The 17,292-nt window shown below is 67.0% G+C and carries 17 protein-coding genes; 8 read left to right on the top strand and 9 right to left on the bottom strand.

Annotated elements, in window-relative coordinates; translation table 11 throughout:
• Window positions 1–44 precede the first annotated feature (44 nt).
• Both BN60_RS12340 and BN60_RS12345 read right to left on the bottom strand, forming a co-directional pair.
• A complete protein-coding gene (locus BN60_RS12340) occupies window positions 45–455 on the bottom strand; it encodes a nuclear transport factor 2 family protein (RefSeq protein WP_020696363.1) in 411 nt (136 codons plus the stop codon).
• Window positions 456–548: 93 nt separating this feature from the next.
• On the bottom strand, window positions 549–860 hold the full coding sequence (locus tag BN60_RS12345) for a putative quinol monooxygenase (RefSeq protein ID WP_020696364.1): 312 nt from the start codon (window positions 858–860) through the stop codon (window positions 549–551).
• 217 nt (window positions 861–1,077) lie between these two features.
• On the opposite strand from BN60_RS12345, the gene BN60_RS12350 reads away from it, so the two are divergent.
• Window positions 1,078–4,287: a DUF4114 domain-containing protein gene (locus tag BN60_RS12350; protein WP_148283388.1), complete on the top strand. Its 3,210-nt coding sequence runs from the start codon at window positions 1,078–1,080 to the stop codon at window positions 4,285–4,287.
• 73 nt (window positions 4,288–4,360) lie between these two features.
• Here the strand turns inward: BN60_RS12350 and BN60_RS12355 are convergent, their stop codons facing one another.
• Complete coding sequence (locus BN60_RS12355; protein WP_020696366.1) at window positions 4,361–5,833, bottom strand: DUF2252 domain-containing protein; 1,473 nt, start codon at window positions 5,831–5,833, stop codon at window positions 4,361–4,363.
• Entirely contained in the window at window positions 5,830–7,227 is a 1,398-nt protein-coding gene (locus BN60_RS12360; RefSeq protein ID WP_020696367.1) for an MFS transporter, read from the bottom strand. The genes BN60_RS12355 and BN60_RS12360 overlap by 4 nt, the downstream gene beginning before the upstream one ends.
• 112 nt (window positions 7,228–7,339) lie before the next feature.
• Here BN60_RS12360 and BN60_RS12365 point away from each other — a divergent pair, with 112 nt between their 5' ends.
• From BN60_RS12365 to BN60_RS12385, 5 genes are all read left to right on the top strand, one after another.
• Window positions 7,340–7,975, top strand: coding sequence for a helix-turn-helix transcriptional regulator (locus tag BN60_RS12365; protein ID WP_020696368.1), 636 nt, complete (start codon window positions 7,340–7,342; stop codon window positions 7,973–7,975).
• A gap of 66 nt (window positions 7,976–8,041) precedes the next feature.
• On the top strand, window positions 8,042–9,094 hold the full coding sequence (locus BN60_RS12370) for a bifunctional transcriptional activator/DNA repair enzyme AdaA (protein WP_020696369.1): 1,053 nt from the start codon (window positions 8,042–8,044) through the stop codon (window positions 9,092–9,094).
• Window positions 9,087–9,605, top strand: a complete 519-nt coding sequence (gene ogt / locus BN60_RS12375; protein WP_020696370.1) for a methylated-DNA--[protein]-cysteine S-methyltransferase — start codon at window positions 9,087–9,089, stop codon at window positions 9,603–9,605. The genes BN60_RS12370 and ogt overlap by 8 nt, the downstream gene beginning before the upstream one ends.
• A 76-nt stretch (window positions 9,606–9,681) precedes the next feature.
• Window positions 9,682–10,035: a hypothetical protein gene (locus tag BN60_RS12380; protein WP_148283389.1), complete on the top strand. Its 354-nt coding sequence runs from the start codon at window positions 9,682–9,684 to the stop codon at window positions 10,033–10,035.
• A complete protein-coding gene (locus BN60_RS12385) occupies window positions 10,032–10,409 on the top strand; it encodes a hypothetical protein (RefSeq protein WP_020696372.1) in 378 nt (125 codons plus the stop codon). The genes BN60_RS12380 and BN60_RS12385 overlap by 4 nt, the downstream gene beginning before the upstream one ends.
• 155 nt (window positions 10,410–10,564) lie before the next feature.
• Here BN60_RS12385 and BN60_RS12390 read toward each other — a convergent pair whose 3' ends face one another.
• Window positions 10,565–12,151 carry an ABC transporter substrate-binding protein gene (locus BN60_RS12390; protein WP_020696373.1) on the bottom strand — a complete coding sequence of 529 codons (1,587 nt, stop codon included), beginning with the start codon at window positions 12,149–12,151 and terminating at the stop codon, window positions 10,565–10,567.
• 112 nt (window positions 12,152–12,263) lie between these two features.
• On the opposite strand from BN60_RS12390, the gene BN60_RS12395 reads away from it, so the two are divergent.
• The gene (locus tag BN60_RS12395) at window positions 12,264–12,653 is read left to right on the top strand and encodes a hypothetical protein (RefSeq protein WP_020696374.1); all 390 of its coding nucleotides are present in this window, start codon (window positions 12,264–12,266) and stop codon (window positions 12,651–12,653) included.
• 4 nt (window positions 12,654–12,657) lie between these two features.
• Here the strand turns inward: BN60_RS12395 and BN60_RS12400 are convergent, their stop codons facing one another.
• Genes BN60_RS12400 through cysG form a run of 4 tightly spaced genes read right to left on the bottom strand, consistent with a single transcriptional unit; the run spans window position 12,658 to window position 16,414 of the window.
• Entirely contained in the window at window positions 12,658–13,098 is a 441-nt protein-coding gene (locus tag BN60_RS12400; RefSeq protein WP_020696375.1) for a DUF934 domain-containing protein, read from the bottom strand.
• Complete coding sequence (locus tag BN60_RS12405) at window positions 13,085–14,758, bottom strand: nitrite/sulfite reductase (protein WP_020696376.1); 1,674 nt, start codon at window positions 14,756–14,758, stop codon at window positions 13,085–13,087. Before BN60_RS12405 ends, BN60_RS12400 begins: the two co-directional genes overlap by 14 nt.
• On the bottom strand, window positions 14,751–15,065 hold the full coding sequence (locus BN60_RS12410; RefSeq protein ID WP_020696377.1) for a DUF2849 domain-containing protein: 315 nt from the start codon (window positions 15,063–15,065) through the stop codon (window positions 14,751–14,753). The genes BN60_RS12405 and BN60_RS12410 overlap by 8 nt, the downstream gene beginning before the upstream one ends.
• Entirely contained in the window at window positions 15,065–16,414 is a 1,350-nt protein-coding gene (gene cysG, locus BN60_RS12415; RefSeq protein WP_020696378.1) for a siroheme synthase CysG, read from the bottom strand. Before cysG ends, BN60_RS12410 begins: the two co-directional genes overlap by 1 nt.
• A 316-nt stretch (window positions 16,415–16,730) precedes the next feature.
• On the opposite strand from cysG, the gene BN60_RS12420 reads away from it, so the two are divergent.
• Window positions 16,731–17,177: an Hsp20 family protein gene (locus tag BN60_RS12420; RefSeq protein WP_043285467.1), complete on the top strand. Its 447-nt coding sequence runs from the start codon at window positions 16,731–16,733 to the stop codon at window positions 17,175–17,177.
• Window positions 17,178–17,292: the final 115 nt, after the last annotated feature.

The raw sequence follows: 17,292 nt of genomic DNA on the forward strand, positions 1-17,292 counted from the left end.
AACGCCGGAGGCGCGCCACTCCGGTGGCGCCCCCCTGGCCTGCCTCAAATCGCGAGCCGAACGAGCGGCTCCAGTTGTTCGCCGCGTTGCGCGGCGCGCAGAGGTGCGGTGTCGGTGTAGACGCGCTCCTCCACGATCCTGCCGTCGAGCAGCCGGAACCTGTCGACGCCCCGCGTGTCGAAGCGGAGGCCGCCGCGCACGCGCGTGGTCTGCCATTCGACCACCACCACATCGCCGCGCCATGTCCAGCCGAGGAGCTGCCAGACGAGATCGGGCGCGACCTCGTTCACGAAGTCGGTGAGCCGCCCGAACTCCTTGCCAGCCACCGGGCGGTCGTAGAGCGGCGAGTGCAGCACGCCGTCGGGATGCCACAGCGCCAGGAACGCCTCGCCGTCGCGCGCGGCCCACGCGGCGGCAAACTTGGTTACGAATTCTTGAACATCCTGATCGGTCATCGTCCTGCTCCGTTGCTCGTGCAACGAAGCTAGGGAGCGATGACCGAACGGTCTGGCGGACTCCGGACTCTACAGTCCGCCCAAAGCCCTCGATCACACGAAGCGGTGTTGCGTGCGGACGCGGTTGGCGAGCTTGGGCACGGCCTGGCCGACGATCAGCGTCTTGAAGTGATCGGTCTGCTGGTGGTCGGCGAAGGCCGCTTCGTCCCTGAAGACTTCATAGAAGAAGAACTTCTCGGGCTCGGTGAGCGATTGGTGGATCTGGAAGGCATGCACGCCCGGCTCCTTCTGCGCCTGCGGCAGGAACTGGCGGACGATGGCGGCGACGGCATCGGTCTCGCCGGGCCTGGCTTCCCAGAAGGCGGTGACGACGAGTCCGTCTTTCAGCGCGTGAAGATTTGTCATGTGAGTTCTCCCGTCGAAGGTTGACGGGCGCGTTCTACCGGGCGGCACACGGCCGTCGTTTCGGCCGCGGTCGAAATTGGCCTTGGCTCGATACCCGGCAAAGTTGTTGGGTAATCGTTTCGCGTCGGGTATGCTCAAACCGAGTGAAACAAGAAATCGGCCGAACGATCGAGACGGTACGGACGATCGATTCTCTATGGGTGGCGGAGACTCGAGCATGGCAAACACGGTAATGAACGTCGCGCTGAGCGACGCCTATAAGGCTAGCCTGACGCAAGGCGGGTCCGGCAACGGCATCTATGCCTGGGCCTTCGCCTTCGACGGCACGCCGGCGACCAAGCTCACGCAGGTCGAGCTGGTCACCAACGGCGTCGCGGCGGTCAACCCGCAGCTCAACCTCACCCAGGGCGACGGCACCTTCCTGTCCGGCACCGTCTATTTCGTCGTCCAGCAGACCGCGGGCACCGGCATCGCGCCGCTCGATCCCAGCACGATCACACAACCCGGCAGCCTCTATTTCGAGGACGCGATCGCCAGGAACTATCGCTACGATGTGGTCGAAGCCACGATCTCGAACGCTCCTGCCGACGTCGCCGACATCACCAGCATCGTCCAGTTCGGTTCGACCCTCTCGATCTCGGCAAACGGCGTGACGCGCGGCTACAACACGAGTGCCGCCGATATCTACGCCGCCCTGCAGAACAACCTGCCGGCCGGCACCGAGCACTACACCTTCGCCGGGACGCCGCTGAACCAGTTGCGCGAGGCCCTGCTGGCCGGCAGCAACCTGCCCAACAATCCGGCCAACGTCTCGGCCGACTGGGCAGCCTACGTCACCAAGTTCCAGGGCATCGCCGACCAGGTCTACCTCGCCTCCTACTTCAACGGTGTCGCCGCGCAGAACGGCAATCCGGCGGTGCCGCCCAGCCTCTCCTACTACGGCGTGAGCTACGACAGCACCCGGGACATGTTCTGGCTGACGCCCGAGACGATGACCGGCGTCACCACCACTCAGGGCGTGATCGGCATCACCTCGACCGAATTGCAGCAGAACATCTACGCCCAGACCGGCACGCTCAACATCTACGCGAACAAGGGCGACGCAACGCCCACCCAGACCTTCAACACCTTCACGCCCAACAATGCCTGGGGCGACATCACCAAGTATTTCGTCGCGGGCTTCGATGCCGGCTACTGGGGAGGCAAGGCCAACTCGCCCAACCCGACGATCAAGGAAACGATCAGCTTCAATCAGACCTGGAACTGGGACGCCCCCTACAGCTACGCCGCCATCAACGCCCCGGCAGGCACCAACAACTACGGCTACACCAACACGCTCGGCACCGGGACGGGCACGCCCGGTCCTGGCCGGCAGATGTTCTACGATCCGCTGGCTGCGACCTTCGTGAAGGCCGGCAACGCCTACGGCTATTCCTATTCCGACCTGCTCTCGACCGGCGGCACCAATCCGCAGCTCAGCCTGTGGAGCGGCAACGCGAACGTGTCGTCGATCAACGTCACGCTGTTCGACTTCAACGAGACCCCGACCGGCTACGCCCCGCAGGCCGGCGTTCCCTACATCTCCGGCGCCCTGCCGATCCCCACGACCACGCACAGCACCAACACCTTCATCTTCGACATGTCGGTGGCGGGCACCTTTGCGCCGAAGGCCGGCACGCCGATCACCTTCGGCATGTATGCCCCCGGCGACGCCCATGCCGACAGCAAGGGCTTCATCCGCATGGATGTGTCGTCGTCCTCCTCCCCCAACTACGGCAATTACTATCAGATCGTCCCCGACGCGACGCTGGGCTGGAAGCTCGATGCCACCAACCCCTATACCGCGACCGGCGGCTTCGCGATCAGCAACGTCTTTATGCCGTCGGCCGCCGCCACCGGCTGGTACCAGCTCACGATCGGCAGCGGCACGCTCGGCAAGACGTACAACATGTACGTTCAGGGCACCGAGAGCACGATCACGACCGCCCAGATCGACGGCGGCGCGTCCGCGCTGATCAGCCCGGACAATACCGCCAAGTTCTCGACCAACGGCGGCGGCACGGCGATCACCTACAATCCGATCTATTTCTCCAACGCCAATCCGACTCCGCCCGCGCCGCCGAAGAACCTCGATGCCCCGCAGGTCGGCTTCGACCAGGGCGGCACCTTCGTGCCCATCGCCGACCCGACCAACATGCTGCTGGGCAGCCTCGCCTTCAGCTCCACGCCGGGATCGAGCAACGTCCTGCCGCCCAACAACGTCGCCGAGCTGACGATCGCCAACCTCGCCAATCCGAACTGGGTCATGACGCCCATCGTCACGCAGGCGACCGCGAACGGCGACTGGCAGACGGCGATGAGCACGCAGTTCGGCAACGGCAGCTACACCGCCTTCATGCAGCAGTATCTGCCGCAGGACTGGGGCCTCACCAACCCGGTCGGCGAGGCCACCAAGCTCGTCGACTTCAGCGTCAACCTCGCCACCTTGCCGCTGGTGGCGGCGAGCGGCGGCACGGCGGTGTCGCTCACCCCCGGCGCGCCGGGCACCACGGCCGGCAACTGGATCGACCTCGTGGTCTCCAGCTCGACCCTGAAGAACGGCACGCTGATCGCCTATGCCACCGACGCCGCCGGCAACATGCTGAATCGCGACGGCAGCGGCACCACCACCTCGCTGGTCGACGCGACGCTGGCCAAGATCGGCGCCGTGGCAGCCGACAACGGGCAGATGTTCTACAGCGGCCAGCAATCGATCTATCTGCCGGCCGGCGACAACCTGAAGTTCGCCATCGTCACCGGCGACGACGTGGTCAACATCAATCCGACCACCAGCGTCACCGACAGCGGCGGTGGCACGCTCGCCGTGTCCGTCGCCGGCAGCGGCGGCCAGATCAACTTCTCTGCCATGGTCGACAATACGCTGAGCGAAGCGGCAGTGCTGGCCGCCAGCCAGCGCACCACCGACCATGCCTGGGTCTATCTCTCGCAGGGCAGCCAGGTGCAGGTCGACCTGGCGTGGAGCGGTTCCTACGTCAACACGGTCCACTTCGTGCGCATGGACCAGAACCCGGCCAATACCGAGCAGCTCCAGGTCGGCGGCGTGGCCTACGGCAACACCGACGCCTTCCGTGCCGCCATGGCCCAGCACTGGGAGTTCAGCTCGACCCAGGGCAATTCGACCGGCACGTCGCAGGCCCTCTGGACCGTGACGGGCGGCGACGGCTACTACGCGCCGGTGCTGGTCAACCAGCTCGGCAACGTCTTCACCATCGACGCCACGACGACGCTGACCGCGAACCCCGACGGCACCACCCACGTCCGCGTGTTCGGCCAGAACACCTTCGGCTTCGAAGACATGAACGCCGGCACCGCTGGTGTCGACTTCGACTACAACGACATGATCGTCAGTCTCTCGCTCCTGTCCTGAGGAAACAACACAATCCTCATCCTGAGGGCCGTGCGAAGCACGGCGTCTCGAAGGATGGGCAACAGTCGAAGCGCTACTTCACCATGGCCTGGGCGGCGACCCTGATGCGGCCGCTGCGGCGCGCCTTGTCGAGCGCTTCGTGGTCCTGGTCGGTCTGCTTGGCATAGGCCATCGCAAATCTGCCGATGGCGTCGTCGAGCGCTTCGCTGTTGCCGCAGTAGCCCGCGATCATCGCCGGATCGCCCGCCTTGGCGTGGGCCAGCGCCAGCGCCCAGCCGCACAGGCCGCAATACTCGACGAAGCCGTCGAGATCCTGGTCCTCGGCTTCGCTGAACTTGATGCTGCCCTTCATGTCCGCGAGCTGGCGCACATAGAAATCGCCATGATCGGGGATCTCGCCCCAGCCCAGGAAGATGTCGGGCGAGCCCTGCGTCAGCCGCTGGCCGACGACGACGCGGCGGCCCTGGTTCTCGAAGCGGAGCTTGTGGTCGACATAGGGCTCCAGCACGGAGTTCTGCGCCTGCTTGACCTGGAGGAACAGCGGATCGTCGTTGTCGATGCCGCGCAGCAGCACGATCCAGCAGCCCGTGCCGACGCTGCCGACGCCCACCACCTTGCGGGCCGAATCGACGATGCGATAGCGCGACAGCAGGACCCGCCGGTCGATCGGCAGCGACTCGATGTAGGAGCGCAGCATCATGTCGAGCGCTTCGTTGACCGGGATGCCGCCTTCGGTATGGGTCTCGCGCACGATCAGCGGCACTTCCTCGATGATGCGATGCTGGCCGTCGACTTCCTCGGTGAGCTTCTCGAGGACGGCGACATGACCCTTGCTCCGCGCCTTGTCCATCACCTTCTCGGCATTGCGCCGCGCCTTGGGCGACAGCGTGTCGAGCACGGCGCGCTCGTCGATGCGGTCGTACCAGATCTGCAGGAATCCCATTTCGGCGTAGCGCCGCATGCGCTTGCGGTAGGAGCGCACGACGGCGCGGGCCGCCGCCTCGGCCTCCTCCTTGTCGCCGCCCATGAAGCGGACGGACACGGCCGCGCTCGCCGCGAGCCGCTTCAGGTCCCATTCCCACGGGCCCGGATGCACCTCGTCGAAGTCGTTGATGGCGAAGATCAGGTTGCGCTCGGCCGAGGCGAAGACGCCGAAGTTGGAGACGTGCATGTCGCCGCAGGCGCCGACGCCGATGCCCGAGACGGGCGTCGTCGACAGATCGGCCGCCATCACCGCCGCCGAGCCGCGCAGGAAGGCGAAGGGCGAGGCCAGCATACGGGCGAAGCGTACCGGCACCAGCTTCTGGGCACGGGTGAGGTTCTGCTTCTCCAGGATGGCGACGGGATCGGCGCGGTCCGGGGATTTCTCGTACTGGCCCTGCGCCTTTCGCGACACCTTGTCCCGCAACGCCTTGCCGGCCGCCAGCCGCTCGGCCGTCGAGGGCCGCGGCGCGGTGAAGCTTTCCAGCAGATGCTGACTCTCGATGGCATCGTTCATGCGCTCGTACGTGCGATCGATGCTTTCCCTGATCGAAACAACTGTCATGGGCCCTCCGCGCGTCTCAATAGAATACCCGCTGCAGTTGCAGCAAGGGCCACGCCAACGAAGCACCCCGGCACCCAGAAAGCCGCCGCCGTTACATCCGCCACCGTCAATCCGCCCGACAGGCCGGCGAGGTTGGCGATCAGCCCGGCCAGCGCCGCGCCCAGCGCGCCGCCGGCCTGCTGCACCGTGGCGACCGACGAGGCCGCGACGGTCTCCTCTCCCTTGCGGGCGCCGCTCATCACACGCTGTGCAGTGAAGGCCCAGGTCGAGCCGATGCCGATGCCCAGCAAGATGATCGGCCCGATCGACAGGGCGAACGGCTTGAGGGGCAGCACGCCCGAGAGGCCGAACAGCCCGACCGCCATCGAGAGCGGCCCCAGGACCAGCAGGCGGTCGACCCAGCGCGGCGACGCGCCGGCCACGATCAGCGACGCGCCGGTCCAGCCCAGCGAGCCGCCCGCAACCATGTAGCCCGCGACCAGCGGATCGAGCCCGTGCAGGACCTGCAGGAAGGTCGGCACGTAGATCTGCAATGGGCTGAACGCCGCCGAGATCAGCAGCACCAGCCAGAGGCCGATGCCGGTCATGGTGCGCGGGGAGAAGGCATCGCTGGGCAGCAGCGGCGTCGGCGCGCGGCGGTCGAGGCGGAGCATCAGGACCAGGCCGGCAATCGACGCGACGACGAGCGCGGCCTTGACCGACAGCACGGGCGATGCCGCCGCCACCGACATGGCGAGGATTGCCGCGCTGATCAGCGCCACCCTGAGGCCGGGCACGCGCGGGCGCTCGCCGTGGCCGGTGAGCGTGCGCGGCAGGGCGCGCAGCGCCAGCACGGCCAAGAGGACGGCGAGTGCGGCGACGGCATAGAAAGAGCCGCGCCAGTGGCCGTAGGTCGCGAAGACGCCGCCCAGCAGCGGCCCCACCAGGATCGACAGGCTCCACGCCCCCGACAGCAGGGTGATCGCGCGCGTCCAGACGATCTCGGGAAAGGTGGCGCGCACCAGCACGTAGGCCATGGCCGACAGCAGGCCGCCGCCGAAGCCCTGCACGAAACGGCCGGCGACGACCTGCACCATCGACGGCGCAAGCGCGCACAGCAGGGCGCCGATCCCGAAGAGCAGCGCGCCGGCCGCGAAGGCGCGGCGCGCGCCGATCACCGCATTGATGTAGCCGGTGCAGCAGGCCGCGATGATCGACGAGGCGAGGAAGCCGGTGTTGGGCAGGCTCATCAGGGTCGCGCCGCCGACATCCTCGACGATGCTGGGCAGCACCGTCGCCAGCATCAGCACGTTCATGGAATGGAGCAGCACGCCGCCCACCAGGACCGCGAGCGCGGGAAACCAGGCGGGCTTCAGCAACGCGGCCCATCCGACTTTCTGCGCGTGCATGGACATGGTGGCGGCCGTTCCCCTTCCCGGCGATATCGCCGTTGCCGGAGCCGGCACCATAGCCTATTTTAGAAAGCGTTTACTTTCTAAATTTCCACCGCCGGCGGCGGAGCGTCAGATGGCAATGGCGGCAACGAGCGACGACCGGATCCTGTTCCAGCTCAAGACGCGCGGCCCGCAGACCGCCGCCGATATCGGCACGCGCCTGGGTATAACGCCGACCGGCGCCCGCCAGCATCTTGTGCGCCTGCAGGCGGACGGTCTCGTCGAGGGCGAGGAGCAGCGCCAGAAGCGCGGACGGCCGACGCGGTTCTGGCGGCTGACGGATCGCGGGCACGGCCGCTTCCCCGACCGCCACGCCGACCTCACGCTCGAACTCCTGCGCTCGACGCAAACGCTCTTCGGCAAGGCGGGCCTGGAGAAGCTCGTCCGTCACCGCGAGGAGGAGTCCCTCGCCCGCTATCGCAAGCTCGTGCCGCGAAGGCTGCCCTTGCGCGCGAAGCTCAGGGCCCTCGCCGACGCCCGCAGCCAGGAAGGCTACATGGCCCGCGTGATTGCCGAGCGGGACGGCAGCTTCCTGCTCGTGGAGGATCACTGTCCGATCTGCGCCGCGGCCGCGACCTGCCAGGCGCTCTGCCGGTCCGAGCTGGCAATCTTTCAGAATGTGCTCGGCGATGGCATCATGGTCCAACGGATCGACCACCTCCTCGCCGGCGCACGGCGCTGCGCCTACAGGGTCCGGCGATCCGCCTGAGCGAGCCTGGACATTAGGGTCCGAAAACCGCCAGCGTCCGTCGCGCGTGCGTGAGAGATTGCCGTCATGGAACTGCTCGATCGCAAGACCTACTACCGCGCCTTCCAGAGCCACGACGCCCGCTTCGACGGGCGCGTCTTCGTGGGCGTGACGTCGACCGGCATCTATTGCCGTCCGATCTGCCCGGCCCGTGCACCGAAGTTCGAGAACTGCCGCTTCTTCGCCTCCGCCGCCGCGGCGCAGGAGGCGGGCTTCCGCCCCTGCCTGCGCTGCCGGCCGGAGATTGCGCCCGACCTCGCCTTCTGGCGCGGCACCGCCAACACGGTGAGCCGCGCGCTGGCGCTGATCACCGACGGCGCGCTGGACGACGACGAGGCCGGCGTCGAAGCGCTGGCGGAACGGCTGGGCGTCGGCGGACGCCAGCTCCGCCGCCTCTTCCAGCGTCATCTCGGCGCCTCGCCGGTGGCCGTGGCGCAGACGCGCCGCGTGCTCTTCGCCAAGCAGCTCATCCACGACACGCGCCTGCCCATGGCGGAGGTGGCGCTGGCCTCGGGCTTCGGCAGCGTGCGCCGCTTCAACGAAACGTTCCGCAGCCTGTTCGGCCGGCCGCCCAGCGCACTCCGCCGCAAGAGCGGCGCCGACACCTCGGCGCGCGATGGCGTCACCCTGCGGCTGGCCTATCGCCCGCCCTACGACTGGCCCGGCATGCTGGCCGCACTGGCCGCCCGCGCCGCGCCCAACACCGAATGGATCGAAAGCGGCGTCTGGCATCGCTCCATCGAACTCGACGGCAACAAGGGCACCGTTGCCGTCGCCCACATGCCGGAGCGCAACTCGGTGATGGTGACGATCCGCTTCCCCGAGGTGAAGGCGCTCCCTGCCATCGTTGCGAAGGTGCGCCGTGTATTCGATCTCGGCGCCGATATCGCCACCATCGGCAGCCATCTCGCCCGCGATCCCAAGCTGGCGCCGCTGATCGCCAAGCGTCCCGGCCTGCGGGCTCCCGGCGACTGGGAACGGGATGCCCCGGTCGCCACCGCCGACGATCGGACACCGCCCGCATGGCGCCCGTGGAATGCCTATGCCGTGCAGCATCTCAGGATGGCCGACCATGGTTGAGACATTCGAATTCCTCGTCGACCGCCTCGCGACGCCCATCGGCGAACTGTTGATCGTGGCCGACCGCCAGGGCCGGCTGCGCACCGTCGACTGGACCGATCACGAAGCGCGCATGCGCCGCCTGCTCGACCGCTACTACGGCCAGGGCCGCTACACGCTCGAGGCCGCGCGCGATCCCGGCGGGTTGACGAAGGCGATGCGCGCCTACTTCAAGGGCGACATCGACGCGATCGACAAGCTGCCGGTGGAAACCACGGGCACGGACTTCCAGCGCAGCGTCTGGCGCTCGCTGCGCAAGATCCGCCGCGGCAGGACGATCAGCTACGCCGAACTCGCGAGCCGCATCGGCAAGCCGCGCGCCATCCGCGCCGCCGGACTCGCCAACGGACAGAATCCGATCAGCATCGTCGTGCCCTGCCATCGCGTCATCGGCTCCAACGGCACGCTCACCGGCTACGGCGGCGGCCTGCCGCGCAAGAAGTGGCTGCTGGAACACGAAGGCGCTCTCTGATCCATCGCGCGCGACGCGACGTCAGCGACGCTTGACGCCAACTCATGGGCTCGCCACGGTCGACGTGGAGGGTGGAATGAGAATGATATTGTGTAGCGTAGCTTTGCTTGCGCTCGGCGGCTGTACTGCAACGGTGCCTGTCGCGGGCGAAACGGCCGACGGCGAGAAGTTCACCGGAACCTTCAGCACGCCGGGCGATGGAAGAGGCGGCGGTGCGCTGGCACTCAGCGGCGACAAGGGGGCCGTCTGCGATGGACGCTGGCAGCTCGACGCCGATCGCCTCGGCTCCATCGTTGTCGTCTGTGAAGACGGCCGCACGGGGACAGCCGAACTGTCGGTACGCGAAACGCCCGGCACGATGAGAGGCATGCTGGGCGGCAAGCTCTTCAAGGGCACGTTCGACGATCCGACACTCGCCGTGGGTAAATGATGCCGCTGACGTTCAAGATCGATCACGACAAGCGTTTCGTTCATGTTACGGCCGAGGGCCGCGTCGTCCTCAAGGATGTCGAGGACTATTTCGACGTGCTGATGGTGCAGGACGCCATGCCCTACCCCAAACTGCTCGACTGCACGCGTGCCCAGTTCGAGGCGACCGACGACGACATGATGGTGCTCGGCGCGCGGGTCAGCGCCTACGCTGCCGTCGACCCGCGCGGGCCGATCTGCCTGGTCGCCGTGACCGGCGAGGCAATCGACATGCTGCGCCGCTTCACCAATCTCGGCGGCGCCGAACGGGCCGCCAGGATCGTCGCCACCGTCGACGAAGGCCGACAGTGGCTCGCGGAGCAGGCCAAGGCGTAGCCGGGACTTTCGTCCTCCTGTGGCTCTCTTGTCATCTCGCGCGGCGTAACCTCCGCGCTGGAGCGCGGCGAAGGATCTCATGCCCGTGGCAACGGCGATGAGGTCCTTCGCTACGCCCAGGACGACAAGACTAGATCTCCTTCAAGCCTCCAGCCTTAGGGCTGGATATCGAGCCCCTTGTAGAGGGGCGCGCTGTAGATGCCGTGGGCCTTCACGTTCTTGATGCTCTTCTTGGCGACCAGGAAGAGCCTGGAATGAGCCGCGGGGATCATCAACGCCTCGTCGTGCATCATGCGCTGGACGAGCTTGAAGTTCTTCTCGCGGTCGGCGTCGTTGGTCGCCGTGCGCCCGGCTTCGAGCACCCGGTCGGTCTCGGGGTCGTTCCACATCATGCGGTTCGGCACCGGCCGGTTCTTGGAGTGATAGTAGAGATACATCTGGTCGCCGGCCGAGGTGTAGGGCACCGAGAGCGTCCAGATATCGTAATCCTGCTGCGCGATCTTCTGGAAGAACACCGTGGGATCCCAGGTCTGGATCTTGATGTCGATGCCGACGGGGCGTGCGGCCGCCTGCAGCACTTCCGACAGCTTGGGGTTCTGGCCCACGGTGTAGGAGTACATCAGCAGCTCGAGCTTCTTGCCGTCCTTGTAGCGGAAGCCGTCGTCGCCCATCTTCCAGCCCGCCTCGTCGAGCAGTTTCTTGGACAGCTCGGGATCGCGCTTGGTCAGCACGTCGAGCGTGGCCGGCTCGAAGTCCAGCGACTTCGGGTGGACCAGCGAGCGCGCCGTCTCGGCCTGGCCGAAGAAGATCGCCTTGTTGATCTCCTCGCGGTCGACCAGATGGGCCAGCGCCTTGCGCACCCGCTTGTCCTGCAGGTTCTCGCGCGTGCTCTTCAGCCCCCAATAGTACATCGCGAAGTCGGCGGTCGGTTCGTAGACCGTGAGATTGGGCGCCTTCTTCAGGGTCTCGATCGCCTGCAGCGGGTTCCAGTGGCAGAAGTCGGCCTGGCCCGACAGCATGGTGGCGATGCGCGTCGTCTCCTCCGGCACGATGCGCCAGATCATCTTCTGGTACTTCACCGGCCCCTTGTTGGCATAGACGCCGGTCGGTCCCCACTTGTAGGCATCGTGCCGCTTCAGCACGAGCTCCTTGCGCGGCTGCCAGCTCTCCCAGCACAGCGGCCCGGTGCCGTCGAACCCCTTGACGCCGAAATCGGCGCCCAGCGTCTCGACGTTCTCCTTGTTGATGATGGTCGCCGCGAAGTTCGCGAGATCGACCAGCAGCTCCGAATGCGGCCGCTTCAGCTTGTAGACCAGTGTGTAGGGGTCGGGCGCGGTGAGGCTGTCGATTTCGCCCAGCCGCCAGTAGAACGGCCACCTGGCCGAAGGGTCCGCCAGCCGCGTGAAGGAATAGATGACGTCGTCGGCGGTGAACTTCTTGCCGCTGCAGAAGGTCACGTCGTCGCGCAACTTGAAGGTATAGGTCAGCCGGTCGTCGGAGACGGTCCACGACTTGGCCAGAAGTGGCTGAACGTTCTTCAAGTCCCAGTCGAGGGCGACCAGCGTGTCGCCCATCATGAACATGGGATGCCCCATGCCGCTCGATGTGTTGCTGTGGGGATCGTATCTTGGTGCGTCCTGCGAGCGGATATTCACCAGCGTCTGCGCCGCGGCCGGTATCGAGAACGACGCGCACCAGCCCATCGCGAGCGCCACCACGGCGCCCGTTACTCCCTTGATCATGAATTTCCTCCCGTCGGTGTTTCCCCGCTTGGAAACCAGCCTAGCGGCTGCCGACACGATCGTGAAGGCCATCCACTGGAGCGGAACACCCCGGACAGGCTAAATTTGAACGATGCCGATCATCTACACTATCGACCACAAGGAGCGCCTGGTGCTGGCGCGGGCCGAAGGCATCATCACCCTGAAGGACATCGAAGATTTTTCCGACGCCGTCGTGGCACAGGATGCCCTCGCCTATCGCAAGCTGTTCGATGCCAGGGACGCGGCCGGCACGTACGACGACAACGACGTGATGATCCTGGCGGCGCGGGCCAGCGCCTATGCGACGTTGACGCGGCGCGGCCGGCTGGCGCTTGTGCCGCGGCGCAACGCCGTGCCGGACCTCGCCGAACGCTACATCAATCTCGGCAAGTTCGAAGGCCGCGCCCGGGTCTATCGCACCCGCGAAGAGGCGCTCGAATGGCTGAACAGCCCCGAAACCGAGTCCGACTCCGAAACTTGACCGGCTAGGCTGCCGGGCCGGTATGGTCGAGCCGCAGCCACGAGGCCGGCACGCGGCCATCCTCGGCCGGCTGATAGACGACGCTGAACAGGGTGCGCGCCTTGGCCAGCGCTTCCCCGAAGCCCTTCTGCTCGCTCTCGAAGGAGTCGAAGCCGCAGCGCAGCATGAACGGGATCTGGTCCTGCAGCACGCCGCCGGTGGCGCGCAGCTCGCCGCGATAGCCCAACCGGCCGCGCAGCAGGCGGGCCTGGCTGTAGGCGCGGCCGTCGCTGAACTTGGGGAAGTCGAGCACGATCAGGCGCAGGCTGCCGAGATGCGGCGCCAGCTCCTCGACCGGATCGGTGTTGGCAAGCGACACCGCCGGCCATTCCCGGCGCGACTGCCAGTCGGCGAAGCTCAACGCGACGAAAGACGCGGGCAAACCCGCTTCGCTAAACAGCGGCATAGACTCGCTCCTTGAAAGGTTGGGCGCCGACGCGGCGGTAGGTATCGACGAAGCGCTCGCCGGCGCTGCGCGTGTCGAGATAGGTGGCGACCAGCGCATCGACCGCTTCCACGACCTTGTCGGCCGTCACGGCCGGCCCGAGGATGGTGCCGATGGCGGTCTTGCCGAAGTCGACGTCGCCGCCGAGGCTGAGCTGGTAGAGTTCGACGCCGTTCTTGTCGACGCCCAGGATGCCGATATGGCCGACATGGTGATGGCCGCAGGCATTGATGCAGCCCGAAATCTTAATCTTGAGGTCGCCGATATCGTGCTGCCGCGCCAGCCCCGCGAAATGCGTGGAGATGCGCTGCGCCACTGGGATCGAGCGCGCATTGGCCAGCGCGCAGTAATCGAGCCCCGGGCAGGCGATGATGTCGGTGATCTTGCCGATATTGGCCTCGGCGAAACCGAGCGCCGCCAACGCCCTGTAGACCTTCGGCAGATCGTCGAGCGCGACATGCGGGAAGATCAGGTTCTGCTCGTGGCTGACCCGGATCTCGCCCTGGCTGTAGGCGTCGGCGATGTCGGCAACGCCCTCCATCTGGGCGGCACTCGCATCGCCCGGCGGCGAGCCCGCGGGCTTCAGCGAGGCGGTCACGATGGCATGGCCCTGCACCCTGTGCGGCGCGACGTTCGACTTGAGCCAGAGCGCGAACTCGAGGTTCGACAGGCGTTCGGCCTCGACCGGCCCCGAGATCGCGGGGCGTTCGGCCAGCACCGGCGGTGCGAACTGCTCCGCAATCGCCTCGATGGTTCCGGCCGGCAGGCGCAGCGCGCTGTCGCGGATCGAGGCGTATTCGGCCTCGACCTCCTCGCGCATCTTCTCCGCGCCGATCTCGTGGACCAGGATCTTGATGCGCGCCTTGTAGAGGTTGTCGCGGCGGCCGTAGCGGTTGTAGACCCGCAACGTCGCTTCGAGATAGGCCAGCAGCTCGTCGCGCGGCAGGAACTCGCGCAGGGTCTTGCCGATCATCGGCGTGCGGCCGAGGCCACCGCCCACGATCACCTCGAAGCCCACCTCGCCCTGCCCGTTCTTCCAGAGACGCAGGCCGATATCGTGGACGCGCACGGCGGCGCGGTCGTTGGGCGAGCCGGTGATGGCGATCTTGAACTTGCGCGGCAGGAAGCTGAACTCGGGATGCAAGGTCGACCATTGGCGCACGATCTCGCACCAGATGCGCGGGTCCTCGATCTCGTCGATGGCCGCGCCGGCAAAGTGATCGGCCGTGACGTTGCGGATGCAGTTGCCGCTGGTCTGCATGGCGTGCATGTCGACTTCGGCCAATGCCGCCAGCGCGTCCGGCGCATCCTCCAGCTTGATCCAGTTGAGCTGCAGGTTCTGGCGCGTCGTGAAATGGCCGTAGCCGCGGTCGTACTTGCGCGAAATCTCCGCAAGCTTGCGCAACTGGTGCGATGCCAGGGTCCCGTAGGGAATGGCGATGCGCAGCATGTAGGCGTGGAGCTGCAGATAGAGACCGTTGGTGAGGCGCAGCGGCTTGAACTGCTCCTCCGTCAGCTCGCCGGCGATGCGGCGGCGCACCTGGTCGCGGAACTGCTCGACCCGCTCGGCGACCAGCGTCTTGTCGTAGTCGTCGTAGCGGTAGAAATGAGTGTCAGGCATAACGCACCGCTTCCGCCGCGATGGCCTCGAAGGTGAGTCCCGAGGCGCGGATCTTTTCGCGCAAGGACAGCGGCTCGATCGTGCCGGCCTCGTCTTCCGAGACGGCGACGAGGAACGGATCGACCACCGTGAAGCTCTCGGCGCGGGCGCGCTCCAGCAGGATCTCCGCGCCGCGCGGGTCGCGCGCGACGGCGGCATGCTCCAGCCGGTCGGTCCACTGGCCGGCATCGTCGAGCCACACCACCATGCCGTCGACCAAACGATTGGCGGACGCGACCTGCAGATCGCCGCTGAGATTCTTGGCCATCAGGACACCTGTGCGAGCTGGGGTTGGTCGGCGGTGGCGGCATAGGCCGCGACGTCGCCCACGACGATGAGGCTGGGACCGGCGTCGCCGCGCTGGGAGCGGGATGCAACGAGCCGCGCCATATCCGAGAGACGGCCGGAGGAGACCCGCTGGTCGGGCCGCGTGCCGTTCTCGACGATGGCGACCGGCAGGTTGGGAGGCGAGCCGGCGTCCAGCAGTCGGTCGCGCACGGAAGCAGCTTCCGAGGCGCCCATATAGATCGCGAGCGTATGGCCTTCGGCGGCGAGCGCGGCCCAGGCCGGCTGTTTCGCCCCTGTGGCGCTGTGGCCGCTGACGAAGGTCACGGCCGACGCGATGCGGCGATGGGTCAGAGGAATGCCCGCCGAGGCGGCGCACCCGAGCGCGGCCGTGATGCCGGGCACGATCGTGTAGGCAAGGCCCGCCGCACGCAGGGCGTCGACTTCCTCGCCGCCGCGGCCAAATATGAAGGGATCGCCGGCCTTCAGGCGCACCACCGTCTGGCCGGCGCTCACGCGGCGCACCAGTTCGGCGTCGATATCGGCCTGCGCCCAGCCCGGACGGCCCTTGCGCTTGCCGACGGAAACGAACTCGGCGTCGCGACGGGCGCGCGCCAGCACCGCCGGCGGCACGAGATCGTCGTGCAGGATGGCGTCCGCCTCCTGCAGGAGCTGTGCCGCGCGCAAGGTCAGGAGATCGGGATCGCCCGGCCCGGCCCCCACGATATGCGCAATGCCCTCTGCGGCCTGGTGGCTGCGGGCAGCATCCAGATCGCCCAGCACGGCGCGGCGGGCGCCCGCCTCGTCGCCCTGCATCGCCAGCCGCCCGGCCGGCCCTTCGACCAGACGGCGGAAGAAGGCGCGGCGGCGCGCAGGATCGACGATCAGCGCATTGACCTGCGACCGGAAGGTCGCCGCCAGCCGCGCCAGCGCGCCGAGCTGCTGCGGCAACGCCGCCTCGATGCGGCCGCGCAGGATCGTCGCCAGCGTCGGCGACGCGCCGCCCGTGGAAATGGCCAGCACGACCTCGCCGCGATCGACGATGGCCGGCAGAATGAAATCGCAGAGGGCCGGCCGGTCGGCCACGTTCACCGGCACGCCGGCCTCTCTGGCCAGGCGCTGGGCAGCCGTATCGCCGTCGAGATCGCCGGTGACCACGAAGGCCGCCGAGGCGCCGCGGAAATCCTCGACCCGGGCCTCGGCGGGGGCGAGCCGGATCACCTCGGCGCCGGCGGAGCGCGCGAGATCGGCCCGGCCCTGGGCCTTGGCGCCCTCGCCCACGACCACCACGCGGCGACCGGCGAGATCGAAGAAGAGCGGCAGGTGCTTCACGAAACGGCGGCCCGCAGAACGATGTTGAACGCCAGCATGCCGGCGGCCTGGGAGACCGACAGGACCCACAAAATGGCTTCAGGTTTGCGCAGGAACTTGGACATGCTGGTACCGCCTCTGATCTGGCGATATCTCGCACATCCGCCATGATTTGATTTCCCGAAGGTCTCCCCGAAGGCAGCATTTCCTGCCGTTCAAGACCCTGCGAAGGAAATTTTTGCTCCTCTTGAAGGCGGCTTTCCCGGACCTAAATCAGGATCGTTCCCAGTGCCCGTCAGGGGCTGGGACATCACACATCGCTCAGGAGAGGATGAACATGCGCACTTTCGACTATTCCCCGTACTATCGCGCCACCGTGGGCTTCGACCGCGTTTTCGACCTGCTCGACTCGGTGTCGGGCCAGGCGAACACCAACGGCTACCCCCCGTACAACATCGAGAAGGCCGGCGATAACGCCTACCGGATCGTGATGGCGGTTGCGGGCTTTGCCGAAGCCGAGCTGAACGTGACCCAGAAGGAGAACGAGCTCCTGGTCACCGGCCAGACCGCGCCCGCGAACGGCCAGGAGGAGAAGCAGTATCTCTACCGTGGCATCGCCGGTCGCAACTTCGAGCGCCGCTTCCAGCTCGCCGACCATGTGAAGGTCACGGGCGCCAAGCTCGCCAACGGTCTGCTGACCATCGAGCTGCAGCGCGAGATCCCGGAGGAGAAGAAGCCCCGCGCGATCCCCGTCACCACCGGCCAGGCCGCGCTCACTCACTAACGCACTCCAAGTAGGTAGCAGCCTACTGTCCTGAAGGGGCGCCACGGGAAACCGTGGCGTCCTTTCTTTTTGGCCGCGTCATCCTCCTCTCCATTCAAATGGGGAGGTGGCCCGT

Source organism: Reyranella massiliensis 521, from assembly GCF_000312425.1.
Classification (GTDB): domain Bacteria; phylum Pseudomonadota; class Alphaproteobacteria; order Reyranellales; family Reyranellaceae; genus Reyranella; species Reyranella massiliensis.